The 18,804-nt window shown below is 72.8% G+C and carries 21 protein-coding genes; 1 reads left to right on the top strand and 20 read right to left on the bottom strand.

Going from position 1 to position 18,804, the window contains the following annotated elements:
* Positions 1-67 precede the first annotated feature (67 nt).
* The 17 genes from aroB to AB0J42_RS06325 form a co-directional block, all read right to left on the bottom strand.
* Positions 68-1,144, bottom strand: coding sequence for a 3-dehydroquinate synthase (aroB, locus tag AB0J42_RS06405; RefSeq protein WP_364289547.1), 1,077 nt, complete (start codon positions 1,142-1,144; stop codon positions 68-70).
* Complete coding sequence (locus tag AB0J42_RS06400; RefSeq protein ID WP_364289545.1) at positions 1,141-1,641, bottom strand: shikimate kinase; 501 nt, start codon at positions 1,639-1,641, stop codon at positions 1,141-1,143. The genes aroB and AB0J42_RS06400 overlap by 4 nt, the downstream gene beginning before the upstream one ends.
* The gene (gene aroC, locus AB0J42_RS06395; RefSeq protein ID WP_364289543.1) at positions 1,638-2,819 is read right to left on the bottom strand and encodes a chorismate synthase; all 1,182 of its coding nucleotides are present in this window, start codon (positions 2,817-2,819) and stop codon (positions 1,638-1,640) included. Before aroC ends, AB0J42_RS06400 begins: the two co-directional genes overlap by 4 nt.
* A 44-nt stretch (positions 2,820-2,863) precedes the next feature.
* Positions 2,864-3,544 (bottom strand): A24 family peptidase, encoded by a 681-nt coding sequence (locus AB0J42_RS06390; protein ID WP_364289541.1) that lies wholly within the window; start codon positions 3,542-3,544, stop codon positions 2,864-2,866.
* Between the two features lie 588 nt (positions 3,545-4,132).
* Positions 4,133-4,663 carry an SseB family protein gene (locus tag AB0J42_RS06385; protein WP_364289539.1) on the bottom strand — a complete coding sequence of 177 codons (531 nt, stop codon included), beginning with the start codon at positions 4,661-4,663 and terminating at the stop codon, positions 4,133-4,135.
* Positions 4,664-4,763: 100 nt separating this feature from the next.
* A complete protein-coding gene (locus AB0J42_RS06380) occupies positions 4,764-5,420 on the bottom strand; it encodes a GntR family transcriptional regulator (RefSeq protein ID WP_364289537.1) in 657 nt (218 codons plus the stop codon).
* A gap of 46 nt (positions 5,421-5,466) precedes the next feature.
* Positions 5,467-6,621 (bottom strand): 4-oxalomesaconate tautomerase, encoded by a 1,155-nt coding sequence (locus AB0J42_RS06375; RefSeq protein WP_364289535.1) that lies wholly within the window; start codon positions 6,619-6,621, stop codon positions 5,467-5,469.
* On the bottom strand, positions 6,618-7,415 hold the full coding sequence (locus AB0J42_RS06370) for a DUF1932 domain-containing protein (RefSeq protein WP_364289533.1): 798 nt from the start codon (positions 7,413-7,415) through the stop codon (positions 6,618-6,620). The genes AB0J42_RS06375 and AB0J42_RS06370 overlap by 4 nt, the downstream gene beginning before the upstream one ends.
* 125 nt (positions 7,416-7,540) lie before the next feature.
* A complete protein-coding gene (locus AB0J42_RS06365; protein WP_364289531.1) occupies positions 7,541-8,242 on the bottom strand; it encodes a 4-carboxy-4-hydroxy-2-oxoadipate aldolase/oxaloacetate decarboxylase in 702 nt (233 codons plus the stop codon).
* A 12-nt stretch (positions 8,243-8,254) separates the two neighbouring features.
* Positions 8,255-8,980, bottom strand: a complete 726-nt coding sequence (locus AB0J42_RS06360; RefSeq protein ID WP_364289529.1) for a PIG-L deacetylase family protein — start codon at positions 8,978-8,980, stop codon at positions 8,255-8,257.
* Between the two features lie 67 nt (positions 8,981-9,047).
* Positions 9,048-9,221 carry a hypothetical protein gene (locus tag AB0J42_RS06355; protein WP_364289527.1) on the bottom strand — a complete coding sequence of 58 codons (174 nt, stop codon included), beginning with the start codon at positions 9,219-9,221 and terminating at the stop codon, positions 9,048-9,050.
* Between the two features lie 64 nt (positions 9,222-9,285).
* Positions 9,286-10,371 (bottom strand): FUSC family protein, encoded by a 1,086-nt coding sequence (locus tag AB0J42_RS06350; RefSeq protein ID WP_364289525.1) that lies wholly within the window; start codon positions 10,369-10,371, stop codon positions 9,286-9,288.
* A gap of 50 nt (positions 10,372-10,421) precedes the next feature.
* Positions 10,422-11,105: an alpha/beta fold hydrolase gene (locus AB0J42_RS06345; RefSeq protein WP_364289523.1), complete on the bottom strand. Its 684-nt coding sequence runs from the start codon at positions 11,103-11,105 to the stop codon at positions 10,422-10,424.
* A gap of 10 nt (positions 11,106-11,115) precedes the next feature.
* Positions 11,116-11,508 carry a hypothetical protein gene (locus tag AB0J42_RS06340; RefSeq protein ID WP_364289521.1) on the bottom strand — a complete coding sequence of 131 codons (393 nt, stop codon included), beginning with the start codon at positions 11,506-11,508 and terminating at the stop codon, positions 11,116-11,118.
* The gene (locus AB0J42_RS06335; RefSeq protein ID WP_364289519.1) at positions 11,505-11,951 is read right to left on the bottom strand and encodes a hypothetical protein; all 447 of its coding nucleotides are present in this window, start codon (positions 11,949-11,951) and stop codon (positions 11,505-11,507) included. The genes AB0J42_RS06340 and AB0J42_RS06335 overlap by 4 nt, the downstream gene beginning before the upstream one ends.
* Positions 11,952-11,961: 10 nt before the next feature.
* Positions 11,962-12,753 (bottom strand): carbon-nitrogen hydrolase family protein, encoded by a 792-nt coding sequence (locus AB0J42_RS06330; protein WP_364289517.1) that lies wholly within the window; start codon positions 12,751-12,753, stop codon positions 11,962-11,964.
* Complete coding sequence (locus AB0J42_RS06325) at positions 12,713-13,657, bottom strand: DUF418 domain-containing protein (protein ID WP_364289515.1); 945 nt, start codon at positions 13,655-13,657, stop codon at positions 12,713-12,715. The genes AB0J42_RS06330 and AB0J42_RS06325 overlap by 41 nt, the downstream gene beginning before the upstream one ends.
* Positions 13,658-13,679: 22 nt before the next feature.
* Between AB0J42_RS06325 and AB0J42_RS06320 the strand changes: the two genes are divergently transcribed.
* Positions 13,680-14,846 (top strand): pyridoxal phosphate-dependent aminotransferase, encoded by a 1,167-nt coding sequence (locus AB0J42_RS06320; RefSeq protein ID WP_364289513.1) that lies wholly within the window; start codon positions 13,680-13,682, stop codon positions 14,844-14,846.
* Here the strand turns inward: AB0J42_RS06320 and AB0J42_RS06315 are convergent.
* The 3 genes from AB0J42_RS06315 to AB0J42_RS06305 form a co-directional block, all read right to left on the bottom strand.
* Positions 14,843-15,952 (bottom strand): ring-opening amidohydrolase, encoded by a 1,110-nt coding sequence (locus AB0J42_RS06315; protein ID WP_364289511.1) that lies wholly within the window; start codon positions 15,950-15,952, stop codon positions 14,843-14,845. The two genes, AB0J42_RS06320 and AB0J42_RS06315, sit on opposite strands and share 4 nt — an antisense overlap.
* A 98-nt stretch (positions 15,953-16,050) precedes the next feature.
* Positions 16,051-17,541: a carboxyl transferase domain-containing protein gene (locus tag AB0J42_RS06310; RefSeq protein ID WP_364289509.1), complete on the bottom strand. Its 1,491-nt coding sequence runs from the start codon at positions 17,539-17,541 to the stop codon at positions 16,051-16,053.
* A gap of 40 nt (positions 17,542-17,581) precedes the next feature.
* A complete protein-coding gene (locus AB0J42_RS06305) occupies positions 17,582-18,739 on the bottom strand; it encodes a CoA transferase (RefSeq protein WP_364289507.1) in 1,158 nt (385 codons plus the stop codon).
* Positions 18,740-18,804 lie beyond the last annotated feature (65 nt).

The raw sequence follows: 18,804 nt of genomic DNA, 5'->3' as shown, positions 1-18,804 counted from the left end.
CTCGTGCTGCGGCGGGGGCCCCACGACTTTAGTGGGTCGGCCGCGCGGACGCCCGCCGCCGCCCGTTTCATGACCGGGCGATGACCTTGTACGCGCTCTCCAGGAGCTCCTCGGGCGGCCCTTCCAGCCGGGCGGGCACGGCGAGCTCGTCCAGGACGACGAAACGCTGCTTGGCGCCGCGGTTCTTCTTGTCGAGGCGCATGTGGTCGCGGAGCGCGGGCCAGGCACCGGCGTCGTAGGTGACGGGCAGGCCGACCGAGGTGAGGATCGACCGGGTGCGGCCGACCAGGTCGGCACGGCCGTCGAGCCGGGACAGCTCGGCCGCGTACATCATGCCGATGGCGACGGCCTCGCCGTGACGCATCCGGTAGTCCTCGGCGCGCTCGATGGCGTGGGCGAGCGTGTGGCCGTAGTTGAGGATCTCGCGCAGGCCGGACTCGCGCAGGTCGGCGCCGACTACTTCGGCCTTGACGCGGATCTTGCGCTCGATCAGCTCGCGGGTGTGGGGCCCATCGGGGCGGGTGGCGCCGTCCGGGTCGGCCTCGATGAGGTCGAGGATGACGGGATCGGCGATGAACCCGCCCTTGATGATCTCGGCCAGGCCCGCCACGTAGTCGGCCCGGGGCATGGCGTCGAGGACCGACAGCTCGCAGAGCACCCCCGCCGGGGGCAGGAAGGTGCCGACGAGGTTCTTGCCCTCGGGGGTGTCGATGCCGTTCTTGCCGCCGACCGCGGCGTCGACCATGGCGAGCAGGGTGGTGGGCACGAGCACCACCTGGACGCCGCGCAGCCAGGTGGCGGCGGCGAACCCGGCCAGGTCGGTGGTCGCGCCGCCGCCGACGCCGACGACCGCGTCGGAGCGGGTCATGCCGTGGCGGCCGAACGCCGACCAGAGCCCGGCGGCCACCTCGGCGGTCTTGCACGCCTCACCGTCGGGCACGGGCAGCGCCACCACGTCGTATCCGGCCTCGGACAGGGCGCCGGTGACGGGGCGGGCCAGCTCCGGCAGGCCCTCGGGGTGGATCACGGCGACCGTGGAGACGCCGGGCCTCAGCAGCCCGGGCAGCTCGGCGTAGACGCCGGTGCCGACCACGACCTCGTACGGGCTCTCCCCGCCCACAGGGATCCTCGTCGCTCCGCTCATCGGCCCAGCCCCTTCACGATCTCGTCGGCGAGCTCGGCCGGCTCGCGCTTGTCGGTCACCACCGTGAGCGCCGCCAGCCGCTCGTAGACGGGCCGCCGCTCCTCCATCAGCTTCCTGAGCTGACTGCGCGGGTTGAGCACGAGCAGCGGCCGGGCCGAACCGAGGCCGACCCGCTGGACCGCGTCGGCGAGGCCGACCTGGAGGTAGACGACGGGCAGGCCGTCGAGCAGGGCCTGGGTCTCCTCGCGCAGCACAGCGCCGCCGCCGAGCGAAAGCACGCCGTCGTGCTCGGCCAGCGCCTTGCGCACGGCCTCCAGCTCCAGCTCGCGGAAGTGTTCCTCGCCGTCGTCGATGAAGATGTCGCTGACGGGCTTGCCGGCGACGGCCTCCACGTCGGCGTCGGTGTCGCGGAAGGCGACGCCGAGACGCTCGGCGAGCAGGCGGCCGACGGTGGTCTTGCCGGACCCGGGCGGGCCGATCAGCACGGCCTTGATCATTTGATCACCATGGAAGAGAGGTAGCCGGACAGGTTGCGCGCGACCTCCTCGACGGAGTCGCCGCCGAACTTCTCCACCGCCGCGTCGGCCAGCACCAGCGCCACCATCGCCTCGGCGACGATGCCCGCGGCGGGCACCGCGCACACGTCGGAGCGCTCGTGGTGGGCCTTGGCCGCCTCGCCGGTCTTGACGTCGATGGTGGACAGCGCCCTGGGGACGGTGGAGATGGGCTTCATGGCGGCGCTGACGCGCAGGATCTCGCCGTTGGTCATGCCGCCCTCGACGCCGCCCGCCCGGTTGGTGATGCGCCGCACACCGTCCGCGGAGGTGTACTCGATCTCGTCGTGGGCCTGCGAGCCGGGCCTGCGGGCGGTCTCGAAGCCGTCGCCGACCGCCACCCCCTTGATCGCCTGGATGCCCATGAGGGCGGCGGCCAGGCGGGAGTCGAGCCGGCGGTCCCAATGGGTGTAGCTGCCGAGGCCGGGCGGCAGGTTGTAGGCGAGCACCTCGACCACGCCGCCGAGGGTGTCGCCGTCCTTGTGGGCCCGGTCGATGCGCTCCACGATCGCGGCGCTGCCCTCCGGGTCGGCGCAGCGGACCGGGTCGGCGTCGATGCGCTCCAGGTCGCCGGGGCCGGGCAGGGTGGTCGCGGGACTCTCGACGCCGCCGATCGAGGTGACGTGGCTGAGGATCTCGACACCCAGCGCCTGCTTGAGGAAACGGCGGGCGACCTCGCCGAGCGCGACGCGGGCCGCGGTCTCGCGGGCGCTGGCCCGGTCGAGGACGGGGCGGGCGTCGTCGAATCCGTACTTCTGCATGCCCGCCAGGTCGGCGTGGCCGGGGCGGGGCCGCGAGCGCGGCGCGTTGCGGGCCAGGCCCTCCAGCTCGGCCGGGTCGACCGGGTCGGCCGCCATGACCTTCTCCCACTTGGGCCACTCGGTGTTGCCGATGCGGATGGCGACCGGGCTGCCGATGGTGCGGCCGTGGCGGACGCCCCCGACGATCGTCACCTCGTCCTGCTCGAACTTCATCCGGGCGCCGCGGCCGTAACCGAGGCGGCGGCGGCGCAGGGCCTCGTCGATGGCGGCCGTGGTCACCTCCACGCCTGCGGGCAGGCCCTCCAGGATGGCGACGAGCTCAGGGCCGTGGGACTCTCCGGCGGTCAACCAGCGCAACATGCGTCCAAGTCTTCCATGTGCGGCCGGGTGGAATGTCCGCGCGTTCACCTGCCGAGACAGAGCCCGGCCAGGGCGCCGAGCAGCATGAAGGGGCCGAACGGGAACTCGGTCCGCCGATCGCCGCGCCTGGTGACGAGCAGCAGGACCGCGTAGAGAGCGCCGAGCAACTGCCCGCCGACGGCGGCGACCACCCACGACTGCCAGCCCACGGCCGCGCACGCCATGCCGATCAACCCGGCCAGCTTGACGTCGCCCAGCCCCAGGTCAGCGGGCCTGATCACCCAGAGCAGCCCATAACAGACGGCCAGCGCCAGCCCGCCCGCCAGTCCTCTGGGCAACTCCCCGGTCGGTAACAGAGTGAGCGCCAGAATCGGATACGACGGCAACGTGATCACGTCAGGCAACCGCGCCGTACGCCAGTCGACCGCCGCCAGCGCCGTCCCCACCACAGCCGCGTACGCATACGCAGGCCCTGCCCGCCACACCACCACCGCCAGCACCCCAGCGGTCATCAGCTCGTACGTAGGAGGCCACACAGGCAGAGGCACCGTCCGCAGCACGGCCCTCAGCGCGGCCCGCCCCTCAGCCCGCGGATCGTCCGGCTCCGCCTCGAACCCGCCCACCAGCGTCCGCACATACCGCCCGGCGACGACCCCCACCAGCCCGGCCACCACGACCACCGCGAACTCCGGCACCACACCCCACACCGCCGGATTCAGGAGCACGCCCGGAACTCTACGCCCGCCGCCGCCCCTCCGCCGGTCGAACCCTCACGCCGCCCGCCTTGCCTCCACCGGTCGAACCCTGGCGCCGCCCGCCTCATGGTCGAACCGTCACGCTGCCCGCCTTGCGAGGCGACACCACGGAACCTTCGCGCGCACGCGCCCCCGCCTCACTTCCGCCCATGCCCTCGTCCGCCGCACTTCACTGCGGACACCAACCTGGCGGACCCCATCCGGCGCACCCCTGCACGGCCCGACTTCCCGGCGGGTAGTCCCCTGAGAAACGGAGGCACACCGGCCGAGACCCCGCCTGGCACTGCTCTCGTGCGGCACGACCTCACCTGTCGTGCGGCGCGCCCCACCCCCCCCTGGCCCAGCCTCGCGCGGCGCATTCCCGGAGCAGTGGACGCGGCATCCTCGACCAGCGGGTCCCTGGCGTGCGGTTTCCCCGCATGACTAGGGGTCGGCTCGTCGTCTCCCTTGCGTGGCAGGTCCACTGCGACGGTTCCTCGGGGTGGCAAGACCTCGGGTTGGCAGGTCACCTGCGGATGGTTTCTCGCGGTGGGGAAACCTGGGGGTCCGGGAGCGTGGTCAGGAACGAGAGGTCTTTCTGGAGAACCAGCGGCGTTTTCTGGGGGGTTCGGGGCGGGCGACGGTGAGGCCGTCTAGGGTGCCGGACTTGATCGCGGCCAGGGCGCGGAGCACTTCGCCCTCGATGACGAAGGGGATCGGGCCGGCGACGTCGATCACTACGGCGGCGGCCTTCTCCTGGGTGGCGGCCTCGCAGATCTGGAGGGCGGTGGCCTGGATGGGACGGGCGTCGGGGCGCCAGCGGCGCAGGGGGTCGGTGCCGGTGAAGGCGAGCACCGCCTCGCGGCCGTCCTTGCCGACCAGTTTGGGGAGCGCCATCTCGCTCTCCTTCTCCTGCCGCAGCCCGTTCGCGCCCACCTCGGACGAGATCAGCAGGGCGACGACGGGCACCAGCAGCCGGTTCCCGGTGAGCGCGTTGAGCACCCGGTCGGGCCCGGCGGTGCCCGCCTGGTAGGCGGCCAGGGCGGCGCTCACTTCCGGCGGCGTGCTGCCGTCGTCGCCGGCGTCGAGAGGAACGGGAATGGTCAGCACGCCTTCGACCCTATCCGGGCCGCGGCCTGCCCGGTCCGTCAGGCCCGGGCGAGGGCATCTGCCGCCGTCGACTTGGCGATCTGACGGCCTGCCCGGTCCGTCAGGCCCGGGCGAGGACGTCCGCCGCCGTCGACTTGGCGATCTGGGTGATCACGTCGCGGAGGTGGTCGCGCATCGCGCTCTCGGCGGCGGCGGGGTCGCGGGCGACGATGGCGTCCACGATCCTCTCGTGCTGGACGAGGGAGGCGGCGGCCCGGCCCGGCTGCAGCGACAGGCGGAACTGGTGGCGGACGAGCTGGCCCTGGAGCCGGACGAGGATGTCGCGGGCGGTGCGCTGGGCGGCGATCTCCCGTACGAGGGCGTGCAGTTCGGCGTTGAGGTCGGAGTAGGCGAGCGGGTCGTGGGCCTCGACCCGTTCGCGCATGGCCCGTTTGAGGTCGAGGAGCCGTTCGGCCTGCTCGGGGGTGACGCGTTCGGCGGCCTTGGCGGCCAGCAGGCCCTCGACGACCATCCGCACCTCGGTGATCTCGACCGCCTCCGCCGTGGTCACGACCCGGACGCGGGCGCCCTTGTTCCGTTCGACCTCGACCAGGCCTTCGCCGACGAGTTCGCGCAGCGCCTGGCGGACGGCCGATCGGCTCGCCCCGTACAGTTCGCACAGATCGGCCTCGACCAGCCGCTGTCCGGGGGCGAAGTCGCCGGAGAGGATCGTGCGGCGGATCCTGGCGGCCACGTCGCCGGTGGCCCCGGCAGCCATTGGGTCACCTCCTGTGAGCGGATTGTGAACATTCTAGTTGACGATCTCAGCCGGGCCGGGGCCAGACGAGGCCGTCGAAGAGCTTGCGCGCGGTCCGTACGACTCCCGCACGGCGGACGCGCGGCCCGTCCATCTCGATCGAGGCGTCGAGGAAGCCGGTCGGGTGCTCGATCCTGACCGTCTCCCCCGTACGGACCGTGAGCCCGGCCGCGACCGAGCCGCCGAGCAGGGCGGCGGTCGCGACGGAGACGGCGCCCAGCACGCCGATCGAGGTGTGCACGCGGTGCGGGATGAAGGTGCGGGTCGACAGCGCGCCGCCGTCGCGGGGCGGGGCGACGAGGGTGACCTTGGGCACGGTGGTTTCGCGTACGTCTCCGAGCCCCATCAGTTCGCCTGCCCGCAGGCGGACGCGCTCGACCTTGGCCCTGAGCACGGGGTCGGCCTCCAGGGCGGCGGGCGTTTCGTACCCGGTGACGCCGAGGGAGGCGGCGGGGGCCAGGACCACCGGCATGCCGTTGTCCACGCAGGTGACCGGGACGCCGTCGATCTCGTCGGCGGGCGAGCCGGTGGGCAGGAGGCTGCCGCAGGTGGCGCCCTCGGTGCCGGTGAAGTAGAGGGTCACCGGGGCGGCGGGGAACGGCACGCCCGAGATGGCCGTGCCGCCGTCGTAGCGGACCCTTCCGCCGGGGGTGGCGACGACGGCGGTGGCCGTCCCGCCGCCGTTGCGGATGCGGACGCGGACCTCGGTGGTGTCGCCGGTGGCCGGGCAGAGGCCGCGTTCGATGGCGAACGGGGCGACGCCTGCGAGCAGGTTGCCGCAGGTCTGCCGGTCGGAGACGCGTGGCTCGGCGGTGCCGATCTGGAGGAACAGGTAGTCGACGGTGCCGTCCGGGCCGGGTGAGACCACCGCGACCTTGCTGGTCAGGGGGTGGCCGCCGCCGATGCCGTCGATCTGCCGCTCGTCCGGGGAGCCCATGATGCGCAGCAGCAGGTCGTCGCGGCGGGCCGGGTCGGCGGGCAGGTCCTCGGCGAGGAAGTAGGCCCCTTTGGAGGTGCCGCCGCGCATCAGCATGCAGCGAATGCCGTCCGCGCTCACGGGCGGGGTACTCGGCGGGTGGGCACGGATGCCCGCCGTACTGACAGGCGGGGCGGTCCGCGGGTGGGCGCCGATGTCGTCCGCGCTGATGCCGTCTGTACTCACGGGCGAGGTACTCCGCGGGTGGGGACCGACTTCAGGATCTCGGCGGTGGCCAGGGCCATCGCGCCCGGCTCTCCGGCGGCTGCGGCCATCTCGGCGGCGGCGTCCATTTCGGCGGCCCGGCGGACGCTGTGAAGGGCGGTGCCGTCGAGGAGGCGGCGGATCATCTCGCCGTCGAGCTCGGTCAGGGTCTCCACGAGGTGGTCGTGGCACCAGCGGCCCAGGCCCTGCGCGTCGGCCACCCGCAGGGACTCGACCAGGAGCGCGGTCAGGCCCTTCACCACGATGCTGCGCAGCAGCTTGCGGGCGGCCGCCTCGCCGACGTCGGTGCCGAGCGGGGTGACGTCCATGCCGGCGGCGGTCAGCAGGGCGGCTGCCTGGGCGGCGCCGGGGCCGGCGGCCAGGACGGGCGTCTTCTCCCGCAGCCGGGGCACGGGTGCCATCAGGACGCCCTCGGCGAAGGTCAGCCCGTGCGCGGCCGCCTCCGCCGCCAGTTCGCGCTTGAGGTGGGGGCTGCCGGTGGACAGGTCGAGGTAGACGGCGCCGCCGGCGGTGTGGCCGAGCGCGGACTTCAGCGCCCCGGTCGCGTCGGCGGCGGCGGTCAGCGACATGATCACCTCGGCGTCCGCCACGGCCTGCTCCGCACTGTCGGTGACCGTGAAGTCCACCGGCCGGTCCGTCCAGGCCGGGTCGTATCCGGACACGCGCGCGTACGGGCTCAACCCCGCCGCGATCGCGGACCCCGCCTCCCCCAGCCCGAGCAGCGCCAGCCGCGGCCCCGCAACCCCTCTGTCCACCGGCCCTCCTTCACCGCTCCCTCGTTCCACGGCCCGTTCCTCCCCTCGCCTACAGCCGCCTGCCGTTCACGGCCCGCGCCGTCATCCTCCGGCCGTCTCTCCTCCACCCCAGGGCGGCCTGCCGTTCATGGCGGGTCTTCCGGCAGGTGGTCGACGTAGCGGACGCCGAGGCGTTCCAGCACGTCGCGCAGCCCGTACATGTCGACGCCGAGGACGCCGGACTCCAGCTGGGCGCGCTTGCCCTCCTCGGCGGCGATCCTGGCGCGGGAGGCGGCCAGCACCTCGGCCGCGCGGGCCCGGGGGACGCACATCACGCCGTCGTCGTCGGCGACGATCACGTCGCCCGCGCGTACGATCTGGCCGCCGCAGACGACGGGGACGTTGACCGAGCCGGGGCTGGCCTTGACGGTGCCCTGCGCGGAGACGGCGCGCGCCCAGACGGGGAAGCCCATGCCGCGCAGCGTGGCGATGTCGCGCACCCCGGCGTCGGTGACCAGCCCGATGACGCCGCGGGCGCGCAGCGAGGTGGCGAGCAGGTCGCCGAACATGCCGTCGGTGGAGGGCGAGGTGGTGGTGACCACAAGGACGTCGCCCTCCCGGCACATCTCCACCGCCGCGTGGATCATGAGGTTGTCGCCCGGGTGGCTCGACACCGTCACCGCGGGGCCCGCGATGACGGCTCCGTCCTGGCGGGGCAGGATCGCGGGGTCCACGAGCCCGGTGCGGCCCGCGGCCTCGTGGACGGTGGCCACTCCGGCGTCGCGCAGTCCCGCGACGACGTCGGCGGGGACGCGCGTCACGTTGCGTACGACGTAGTGCCCGGCCATGCGCAGCCCCTCTCAGGCCAGCTCGGTGGTGACCTGCGGGTAGACCCGCTGGTAGGCCTCGGCGTAGGTGTCGACGGGCAGCCCCAGGTTGGGGCCGCTGTTGCGCTTGGCCTGGACTCCGCGCCGGCGTCCCAGATCGGTGTAGTACTCGACGAGGTGCCCCTGGGCGCCGAGCACCCGCATGGCGGCCTGCTTCTGCTCCCACACCGGCGTGATGTCCAGCAGCACGTCGGGCCGGAAGTCGCAGACCTCCGGCTGGTGGGGTTCGAAGCAGAAGACGGGCGGCGCGCCGATCACGTCGCCGTCGCCGGGGACGCCGGGCGCCTGGGCGAGGATGCGCGTCTTGCGGGCGATCTCGCCGGCGACCGGGTGGTCGATGTTGTACGGGTCGTTCGGGGCGTGGGTGAGCACCGCCGAGGGCCGTACGGTCCGGTAGAGGTCGATCAGGGACTGGATCAGCTCGGGCGTCTCGGTGAGCGGGTAGTCGCCCGCGTCGTAGAAGACCACTTCGGCGCCGAGCACGGCGGCGGCCTTCTCGCCCTCCTCGCGGCGGACCGCCTTGACCTCCTCCAGGGTGTGTCCCCGGCGCCAGAGCCGGGCGGACTCGCCGCGTTCGCCGAAGCTGAGGCAGGCGATGACCGCCCGGTTTCCGCTCTGTGTGGCCAGCGCGATGGCGCCGGCGGCCCGCCAGACGAAGTCTCCGGGGTGGGCGGTGACGACCAGTAACGACCCTCGCATGCCATGCCTCCTAGATCAGCGGCAATATTGTTGACAATATCGCCGCCAAATCGGGTCGACAATAGGCTCAGGTGAGGTCGCCGAGCTTCTTGCCGGAGGCGCGCAGGGCCCGTTCCATCGCCTCCCTGCCCTGGGTCCTGGGCTCCCGGCCGGGCTCCTCCACCGGTTCCCCGTCGTCTTCCGCGGCATCCAGCAGCGGTTCCTCGTCGGTGCGGGGAGGGTTCTCGTCGGGCGTGCTCATCCGGAGTCCTTCCTGGTCAGAGCCATGACTGCGCTCTTCTACCCGCCCGGGGACCAGGAAACCGTCAGCCGTCCACGGGCGGCAGCGCCCCGGCGGTCTCCTCCTGGCCGGCGCCGGTGGCGTGCAGCAGGTCGACGACGATGGACCGCAGCTGCGCGAGGATCACCGACGAGGAGAAGCCGACGCCGTCGTCCGGGCGCTGCCGGGTGGCCACGGCCAGCAGGGCCTGCCGGGCCAGCACGGGCTCCCGGCCCGCCCCCAGCTCCAGCTGGAGCAGGAGCGCCGCCTCCGACACCTCGCGCATCGACTCCGCCAGCGACGCCGGGGGCGGCTGCGGCTCGCCGAGCGCGGCGAGTGTGCGGCGGGCCAGCACCCTGGCGTTCCTGAGCGCGTGGTCCACCGGCTCGGCCGCGGTCTCGTACCGCGCCAGGATGGCCCGCCGGTGCCAGTGCAGCGGCGAGATGAGGATGATCTCCTTGCTGGTCTCCAGCGCCTGCTCGAACTCCTCCACCGCCGTCTGCGTGCCGCGCGCCTCCTCCAGCGCCGCGGCGGCCAGGTCGGCGTCGCGCTTCTCGATGGCCTCGGCCGCCTGCTCCAGCGCGGTGGAGAGGGCGTCGAGCACCCCTGAGGCGTGCTTGGCCGCCAGGGCGAGCGGGCTGGCCGGCATCAGCGCGACCGCGACCAGGCCCACGGCGCCGCCGACGAGCGCGTCCAGCATCCGGTCCAGGCCGCCCATGTCGTCGCCCGGCAGCACGGCCGCGACGAGCACGGCGGACGAGGCGACCTGGGCCACGAACAGCGCCCCGCTGTCGAGCAGCACCGCGGTGGCCATGGCCAGCGCCACCACCAGCGCGATCTGCCAGGCCCCCGACCCGATCCAGGCCACCAGCAGGTCGCCCACGCCGACGCCGAGGCTGACGCCGACGACCAGCTCGGCCACCCGGCGCAGGCGCTGGCCGAGCCCGATGCCGACGCTGATGAGCACCGCGATGGGGGCGAAGAACGGGCGGGCGTGGCCGAGCACCTGGGTGGCGACGATCCAGGCCACGCCGGCTCCGACGGAGCTCTGCGCGATCGCGGGGGCCATCAGGCCGAACGTGCCCAGACGTTCCCGCATGTGATCGCCGAACTTCGCACCCACCCTTGTCATCCCTGCCGATCATACGGAAATTCCGGTCACACCGGCCATCCCGGCTGATATCAGCCCGAAAAGGCAGGGCCGTCCAGGAAAGCATCCACCGCGCGCCGGAAAGCCGCCCGCTCGGTGACGTGCACCAGATGACCGGCCTCGATGGTGACCAGCTTGGCGCCGGGGATGCGCTCGGCCAGCAGGCCGGCGCGGAACGGGCTGGCCTCGCCGCCCGAGATGACCAGGGTGGGCGCGGTGATCCGGGCCAGCCCGTCGAGCCAGGCCGGGTCGGGGTGCCGGAACTGCCGCTCGGTGTCGTGCATCATGCGCCAGTCGAAGCCGACCGAGCCGTCCTCGACGAGGGCCGGCCGGTCGCGCATCGGCGCGGGCAGCGCCGTGTCCTCCAGCACCAGCCGCGCCACCCGCTCCGGATGGCGCATGGCCAGGTGGTAGGCGACCATCCCGCCGAGCGAGTGGCCGATCACCGTGGCGGTCGCGGCGCCGTGCCGGTCGAGCAGGGCGGCGACGTCCTCGGCCATCTCGGGGATCGGGTACGTGCCGGGGAAGTCGCTGAGGCCGTGACCGCGCAGGTCGGGGACGAGGACGTGGTAGCGGGCGGCGAAGTGTTGCGTGAAGCCGTTCCAGTCGTTGTGGTCGGCCGTCCGGCCGTGCAGCAGCACCAGCACCGGCGCCGCCGGATCACCTTCCTCCCGGTAGGCCAGCCTGATCCCGTTGACATCGGCTTCGCGTATCACATGAGGGACCCTACGGCACCGGGACACGCTCGACACGAAGGGAGAAAACCTCCTCGCGCGGCACCACGACCTCGTAGGCGCCGTGGTCGACCATCCAGTAGCCCAGCGCCTCGGCCTTCATCCCGCTGTGGCCGGTGTAGGCGATGTGCAGGCCGTCCTCGTCCTCGTCGAGCACGATGCACGGCTCGCCGCCGAACGTGCCGACGGTACGGATGAGCACCAGCCACTCCAGCTCGCCCCGGGCGACCGTGCGCCGCCAGTAGCCGGAGGCGTGCTCGAACCCCTCCAGCTCCTCCTCGCTGAACAGCACCACCCGGTCGTCGGGACCGAGCGCGGCGGGCAGCGTCAGCTCGCCTAACCGGGCGGCGAACCCGGAGGCGACCGGCGTGATCTCCTCGCTCATGCCGCCGGCCGCCAGGTCAGCCCGTCGTACTCGGCGAACGGCCGCTCGCCCGAGCCGGTGATGTGGACGATCCGGGCGCCTGCCGGGATCGGCATCGGGACGGTGTGGAACTGCGGCACCACGTGCTCGCGCGAGGTGGTGAACCCGTTGCCGGCGAACGGCGGTGCATCGCTCCAGTCGCCGCCCATGTGCGGGCCATAGGGGACGGAGTAGGTGTCGACGTCGCGGGCGTGCCAGCGCAGCACATACAGCTCGGGCACGCCGGGGGTCAGCTCCGAGCCGTCGAACGACAGGTCGAGGCCGAGGAAGTAGTCGCGCGGGGTGGTCAGCCGGGCGCAGTCCTGCACGCGGTAGACGTACCCGGAGATCACCGTGCGCTTGCCCGACAGGTACGGCACGAGCAGACGCGGCGGGACCACCTTCTGCATCTGCGTTCCGCTCACGATTACCACTTTACGATCGGTCGACCCCGAGAACCCGATGTTCGAGGCAGGGCAAGGTCGCCCGCGCCCAGGCGGTGACCTCCTGGTCCACCTCGACCACCCGAACCCCGGCGGGGGTGCCGAGGTCGGCGCGGACCACGCCCATCGGGTCCACCAGCATGCTCCGCCCTACCCCGAATCCGTCGGAAGACTCGGCCGGGTTGGGGGCCTGGCCGACGGCGGCGGTCCACATGGTGTTCTCCAGGGCGCGGGCCCGCACCAGCGTCACCCAGTGGTCCTCCTTGAGCGGCCCCGAACCCCAGGCCGCGATCACCGCGAACAGCTCGGCGCCCCGGTCGACCAGCGCCCTGGCCAGCTCGGGGAAGCGGATGTCGTAGCAGGTGATCAGCCCGATCCGGAGCCCCGCCAGCTCCACCACGACCGGCTCCGCGCCCGGCGCGACCATGTCGGACTCCTTGGCGCCGAACGAGTCGAACAGGTGGATCTTGCGGTAGGCGGCCTTGATCTCGCCGGAGGCGTCCAGCGCGACGGCGGTGTTGTGGACCAGGCCCTCCGCCGGCTCGAACACGCCCGCGATCACCGCGAGGCCGTGCCGCTTGGCGGCCTCGGCCATCCCGGTGACGAACGGGCCGTCGAGCGGCTCGGCCAGGTCGGTCACCCGCCGGCCGATGCGGGTGAGCGTCGCCTCCGGAAAGATCGCCAGGTCGGCTCCCTCCGCTCTGGCGAGCGCTTCGCGCACCCGCCGGAGGTTGACAGACGGATCAGGCGACACCGGGATCTGGCAGAGGGCGATTCTCGTCACGGCCCGACTCTAACCGGTTGGGCACGTAACGGAACCTGGTGAGCATGCGCCAGATCCACTCCAGCGGCCCGTAACGGAACCGGCTCAGCCACCACCGGCTGAACGCCGCCTGCGCGGCCAGCGTCACACCCGCGACGGCGAGGACCCGCCACCGGGTGGGGTCGGCGTCGACCAGCCCCGCGGTGAAGACGATGACCAGCGTGCCGGAGACGTAGTTGGTCAGCGCCATCTTGCCCATCGGCTCCAGCACCGCCGACAGCCACGGCCGCAGCACCAGCACCAGCCCGGTCGAGTAGGCGGCCACCGCGGCCAGGTCGGACAGCAGCACCAGCGTCGGCGTCCGGCCCGGGCTCGACGCGGCCGCCGTCAGCAGCACCGCCGCCACCGCGCTGACCCCGAAGGCCGGCAGCAGCAGCCCGCGCGGCGGCCTGAGCTGCATGAGCGCCATGCCCAGCAGGAACATGCCGGGGATGAGCAGCACCCCGCCGCCGATGAAGAACACCGCCCACGCCACGGCCCCCAGCCCGAGCAGCAGCACCGGCAGCCCGGGCGACAGGAAGGAGACGGGCAGCAGCACCAGCGCGCCGTAGAAGGCGTAGTCCGTCAGCACCTCCCCCTCGTACCAGGTGTGCTGGATCAGCCCGAACACGAACAGCCAGAAGAGCCGCGACAGCAGCATCCACCGGCCGGCCCGCTCCATGAACAGCACGAAGCTGATGCCGAACAGCAGCGAGAAGATCGGGTAGAAGCGGCCCTGGAGCAGCGCGTCGATCGGCCAGTCGAGCGGGACGGGCAGCCCCTTCTGGGCGTGCTGCCAGGTGTTGACCACCATGATGCCGCCCACCGCGAAGCCGCGGAGGGCGTCCAGCTCACGAATGCGCGACAGGGAACTCAGGGGATCCACCTTAGCGCCGTACATTGAGCATGTGACGGAACCACTTGTCTCCCGGATGCGCTCCTTCGGCACCACGATCTTCGCCGAGATGAGCGCGCTAGCCGTACAGACCGGAGCGATCAACCTCGGCCAGGGCTTCCCCGACACCGACGGCCCGGCCGCCATGCTGGACCGCGCGGTGCGCGCGATCCGTTCCGGCGCCAACCAGTATCCTCCGGGCCCCGGCGTGCCGGAGCTCCGACAGGCCGTCTCCGAGCACCGCGACGCGCACTACGGCCTCTCCTACGACCCCGACGGCGAGATCCTGGTCACGGTCGGCGCCACCGAGGCCATCGCCGCCGCGATCCTGGCGCTGTGCGAGCCGGGCGACGAGGTGGTCGCCTTCGAGCCGTACTACGACTCGTACGCGGCCTCGATCGCGCTCGCCCAGGCGCGGCTGGTCGGCGTGACGCTCCGCCCGCACGGCGGGCGGTTCGCGTTCGACCCGGACGAGCTGCGCGCCGCGATCACCCCGCGCACCCGCCTGATCCTGGTCAACTCCCCGCACAACCCGACCGGCACCGTCTTCACCGGCGAGGAGCTGGCGCTCATCGCGGAGCTCTGCCGCGAGCACGACCTGATCGCCGTCACCGACGAGGTGTACGAGCACCTGACGTTCGACGGCGTCGGCCACGTCCCGCTGGCCACCCTGCCGGGCATGCGCGAACGCACGGTGATGATCTCCTCGGCCGGCAAGACGTTCTCGGTGACCGGCTGGAAGACCGGCTGGATCTGCGCCCCGGCCCCGCTGGTGACGGCGGTGCAGACCGTCAAGCAGTTCCTCACGTTCACCGCGAGCGCGCCCTGGCAGGCCGCGGTCGCCTACGGGCTGCGGCACGAGCGCGCCTGGGTGGCCGCGCTCCGCTCCTCGCTGCAGGACAAGCGCGACCGGCTCATGGAGGGGCTGGCGGCGGCCGGGTTCGAGGTGTTCAGGCCGGCCGGCACGTACTTCGTGCAGACCGACATCCGGCCGCTCGGCTTCGACGACGGGCTCGCCTTCACCCGCCGGCTGCCCGAGCTGGCCGGTGTCGTCGCCATCCCCACACAGGTGTTCTACGAGCACCCCGAGCGGGGCCGCCACTTCGTCAGGTTCGCCTTCTGCAAGAAGGACGAGGTCATCGACGAGGCGGTGGCCCGGCTCAAGCGGCTGTCGGGCTAGCCCTGGTCGTCGCCGAGGTCCACGATCGCGGCGACCGGGCCGCCGCCCGAGGGGCCCTGGTGCACGGCGGCCACCGACACGAACACCGCCGGGTCGCCGGTGACGGAGGCCGTCACGCCGCCGACGGTCGCCTTGATCTGGCGGTGCCAGTGGACGTCGGAGTCGTCGAGCATGATGTTGCGCCGGCCGCGCACCCGCCCCGACGGGTCGGCCTCGCACTTCAGGAACACGTTGACCAGGCGCCCGCCGAGGTCGGAGTGGTGGGGGCGGTCCGGCAGCGCCAGCCCGGCGTCGCGGATCGCCTCCCAGATGCCGTCGGCGTCGAGCGCGTCGCGCATGACGCTGTGGCCGATCCGGAAGCGCCCGCCGATGCCGCGCACGTTGCCCACCAGCACGATCTGCGCCCGGTCCAGCTCCACGCCGGACGAGCAGGACGCGACCGACGAGTAGAGCGACAGGTCCTTGTGGATCTGCTCGGCGGTCGGCATGTCGATCTCGCCGAGCGCGACCGCGATGCCGAGCGCGGTGGTCGAGTTGGACAGGTCCATCGACGGGCCCGTCTCCTCGATCACGGTGTCCTTGCCGCGGCTCTTCGCGTCGGTGATCGTGGCGAGCGTGAGCAGCGGCGTCTTCGTCTGCACGTAGTGGACGTCGCGCGGGTCGTCGATGCCGGCGATCTTCATCGCCTCGCGCACCCCGGCCGCGACCTTCTCCACCATCGCGGGCCTGCCGATGTCCTCCGGCAGGATCACGTCGCTCATCGCCACGCCGACCGACAGCCGGGGCTCGTCCGTCTGCTCCGCCTCCGCCGGGTCGGTGGTGGCGAAGATCGTGGCGTGCGGGCTGAGCACCCCGTCGGTGCCGCCCGACCAGACCAGCGGCACGCTCTCCGGCGACGGGTGCCCCTTGGCGGCCAGCACGTCGCGGAAGGCCCGGTCGGCGAGGATGCGGGTGTAGTCGTTCACCCCGCCGTTGCCCTCGGTCTTGCCGATCACCGCGAGCACCCGCCGCGCCTCGATCACCCCGTCGTCGATCAGCCGCTCCAGCCCCGAAGCGTCCGTGACGCTCTCGATCGGAACCTTGCGCACGTCAATCGGATCCGGCATCCCGCGCCCTTTCTCACCAGTGCAAACCGCGTCAGCGGCATACCCGTGGTTCACATTAGTGACGCAGGATCCGGCATTTCACTGGCAATGTCTGCCAACTAGCCGCCCAGGTTGCGGTAGCGGTCGAGCCTGGCCGCCTTGCGGTCGGCCGGGCTGCGCCGCAGCAGCATGCCGATCTCGTACTCCAGGGCCCGCCCCACCCGCTCGCAGAACGCGCGGTGCTCGTACGCGGCGTCCGGCCGCTCCGGGATGATCCGGTCCACGATGCCGTCCTCGCGCAGGTGGGTGGCGCGCACCCGCTGGGCCTGGGCGATCTCGGGGGCGAAGTCGACGCTGCGGTACAGGATCGTGGAGGCGCCCTCCGGCGGCAGCGGCGACAGCCAGCCGTGCTGGGCGCTCAGCACCCGGTCGGCGGGCAGCAGCGCCAGCGCCGCGCCGCCCGCGCCCTCGCCCAGCAGCAGGCAGACCGTGGGCGCGTCGAGCGTGACCAGCTCGGCCAGGCTGCGGGCGATCTCGCCCGCCAGGCCGCCCTCCTCGGCCGCCTTCGACAGCGCCGCCCCCGAGGTGTCGATCACCGTCACCAGGGGCAGCCGCAGCTCCTCGGCCAGCCGCATGCCGCGCCTGGCCACCCGGAGCCCGCCGGGGCCGAGCGGGGCGCGGGCCCGCTGGCCGTACCGGTCCTGCCCCAGCACCACGGCCGGGGCCCCGCCGAACCGCGCCAGGGCCAGCAGCAGCCCCGGCTCCTTCTCGCCCGCGCCGGTGCCGCTCAGCGGCGTCACGTCGGTGGCCGCCAGCTTCAGCAGCTCGCGCACCCCCGGCCGGTCGTCGCGGCGCGAGCGGGTGATCGCGTCCCACGCCTCGACCGGCCGCAGGTCCTCCTCCGGCTCCTCGCCGGGCGGGACGTGCTCGCCGCCCGCCGCCAGCACGCTGAGCGCCCGGATCGCCACCTCGCGCACGTCCTCCGGCGGCACCACCGCGTCGATCAGCCCGTTCTCGTACAGGTTCTCCGCGAGCTGGACGCCCGACGGGAACGGGTAGCCGTACAGCGACTCGAACACGCGCGGCCCCAGGAACCCGATGAGGGCGCCCGGCTCGGCCGCCGTGACGTGACCCAGCGAGCCCCACGAGGCGAACACCCCGCCGGTCGTCGGATGCCGCAGGTAGACCACGAACGGCAGGCCCGCCGCCCGGTGCGCCTGCACCGCCACGGTGATCTTGATCATCTGGGCGAAGGCCAGCGCGCCCTCCTGCATCCGGGTGCCGCCCGAGGCGGTGGCGGCCAGCAGCGGCAGCCGCTCCCTGGTGGCCCGCTCGATCGCGGTGACGAGGCGCTCGGCCGCCGCCACCCCGATCGACCCGGCCATGAACGAGAACTCGCACGCCACCACCGCCACCCGGCGGCCGTCCAGCAGCCCCTCCCCCGAAACCACGGCCTCGTCGTAACCGGACTTGGCCCGCGCCGCCGCCAGTTCCTCGGCGTACGAGGAGCCCGGCTCGGCCGGCTGGTCGGGGGGCGCGTCCCACGACCGCCACGACCCCTCGTCGAGGACCGTCTCGATCATCGTGCGCGCATCCGGACGGCTCACCATCACTCCCTCGTAGTCACCCGCGGGCGGAACCAGTTCCTGGTCATCGCTCGCGCTCTTCGAGCCAGCTCAGCACCGCGTCCTCGTCCTGGCCGAGCATCGGCGGCGCGGTGTGGCTCACCCCGGTCAGCCCGTCGAAGCGCAGCGGCGGGCCCGGCAGCTCGATCGGGCCCAGCACCGGGTGGTCGACCTCGACCAGCAGGCCTTGTGAGCGGGTCTGCTCCCACGCGTACACCTCGTCGATCGTGCGGATCGCTCCGGCCGGGACCCCGGCCTCGCTCAGCTTGGCCAGCCAGTGGGCGCGGTCGTGGGCGGCCAGGGCCTTCTCCATGTCGGCGATCAGCTCATCCCGGTGAGCGAATCTGTCCCTGTTGGTGGCATATTTCGCCATATTTGGATCAATGTCGAGTAGCTCGGCGACCTTTCTCCACTGGCCGTCGTTCGCCGCCGCGATCTGCAGCATCCCGTCGGCGCACCGGAAGGCGCCGTACGGGGCGATCGAGGCGTGGTGGTTGCCGTTCGCGCCCGGCACCTTCCCGCCCACCGTCCACGCCGTGCCGTGGTACGCGTGGACGCCGGTGACCGCCGCCAGCAGCGACGTCCGCACCACCCGGCCCCGGCCCGTGCGCTGCCGCTCGTACAGCGCCGCGACCACCCCGTACGCGCCGTGGATGCCCGCGAGCAGGTCGGCGATCGACGCGCCCACGCGGTACGGCTCGTCGGCGGACGGGCCGGTCAGCGACATCAGCCCCGCCTCGCCCTGGGCGATCTGGTCGTAGCCGGGACGGCCGCCCTCCGGGCCGTCGTGGCCGAACCCGGTGATCGACAGGAGCACCAGGCGCGGGTTCAGCTCGTGCAGGCGGTCGGCGGAGAAGCCCAAGCGGTCGAGCACGCCGGTGCGGAAGTTCTCCACCAGCACGTCGCTCTGTTTCACCAGGCGTTCGACGAGGGTCTTGCCCTCCGCGCTCTTCAGGTCGACGGCGATGGACTGCTTGTTACGGTTCGCCGCCAGAAAGTAGGTGGATATGTCGTGATCTGGGCCTACGAAGGGCGGTCCCCAGCCACGCGACTCGTCACCCCCGTCCGGATGTTCCACCTTGATCACCCGCGCCCCCAGATCGCCCAGCATCTGCGCGGCATGCGGGCCGGCCAAGGCCCGCGACAGGTCGAGCACCACGATGTCACCGAGGGGTCCGGGCAACGTCAACCTCCTGCGTCCGGTCGGAGTGGGGACACATTCTCCCCCATCACCTCAGTCATCTACCC

Source organism: Nonomuraea sp. NPDC049649 (genome assembly GCF_040675175.1).
GTDB lineage: Bacteria > Actinomycetota > Actinomycetes > Streptosporangiales > Streptosporangiaceae > Nonomuraea.
This window is presented reverse-complemented; position numbering and strand designations above follow the sequence as displayed.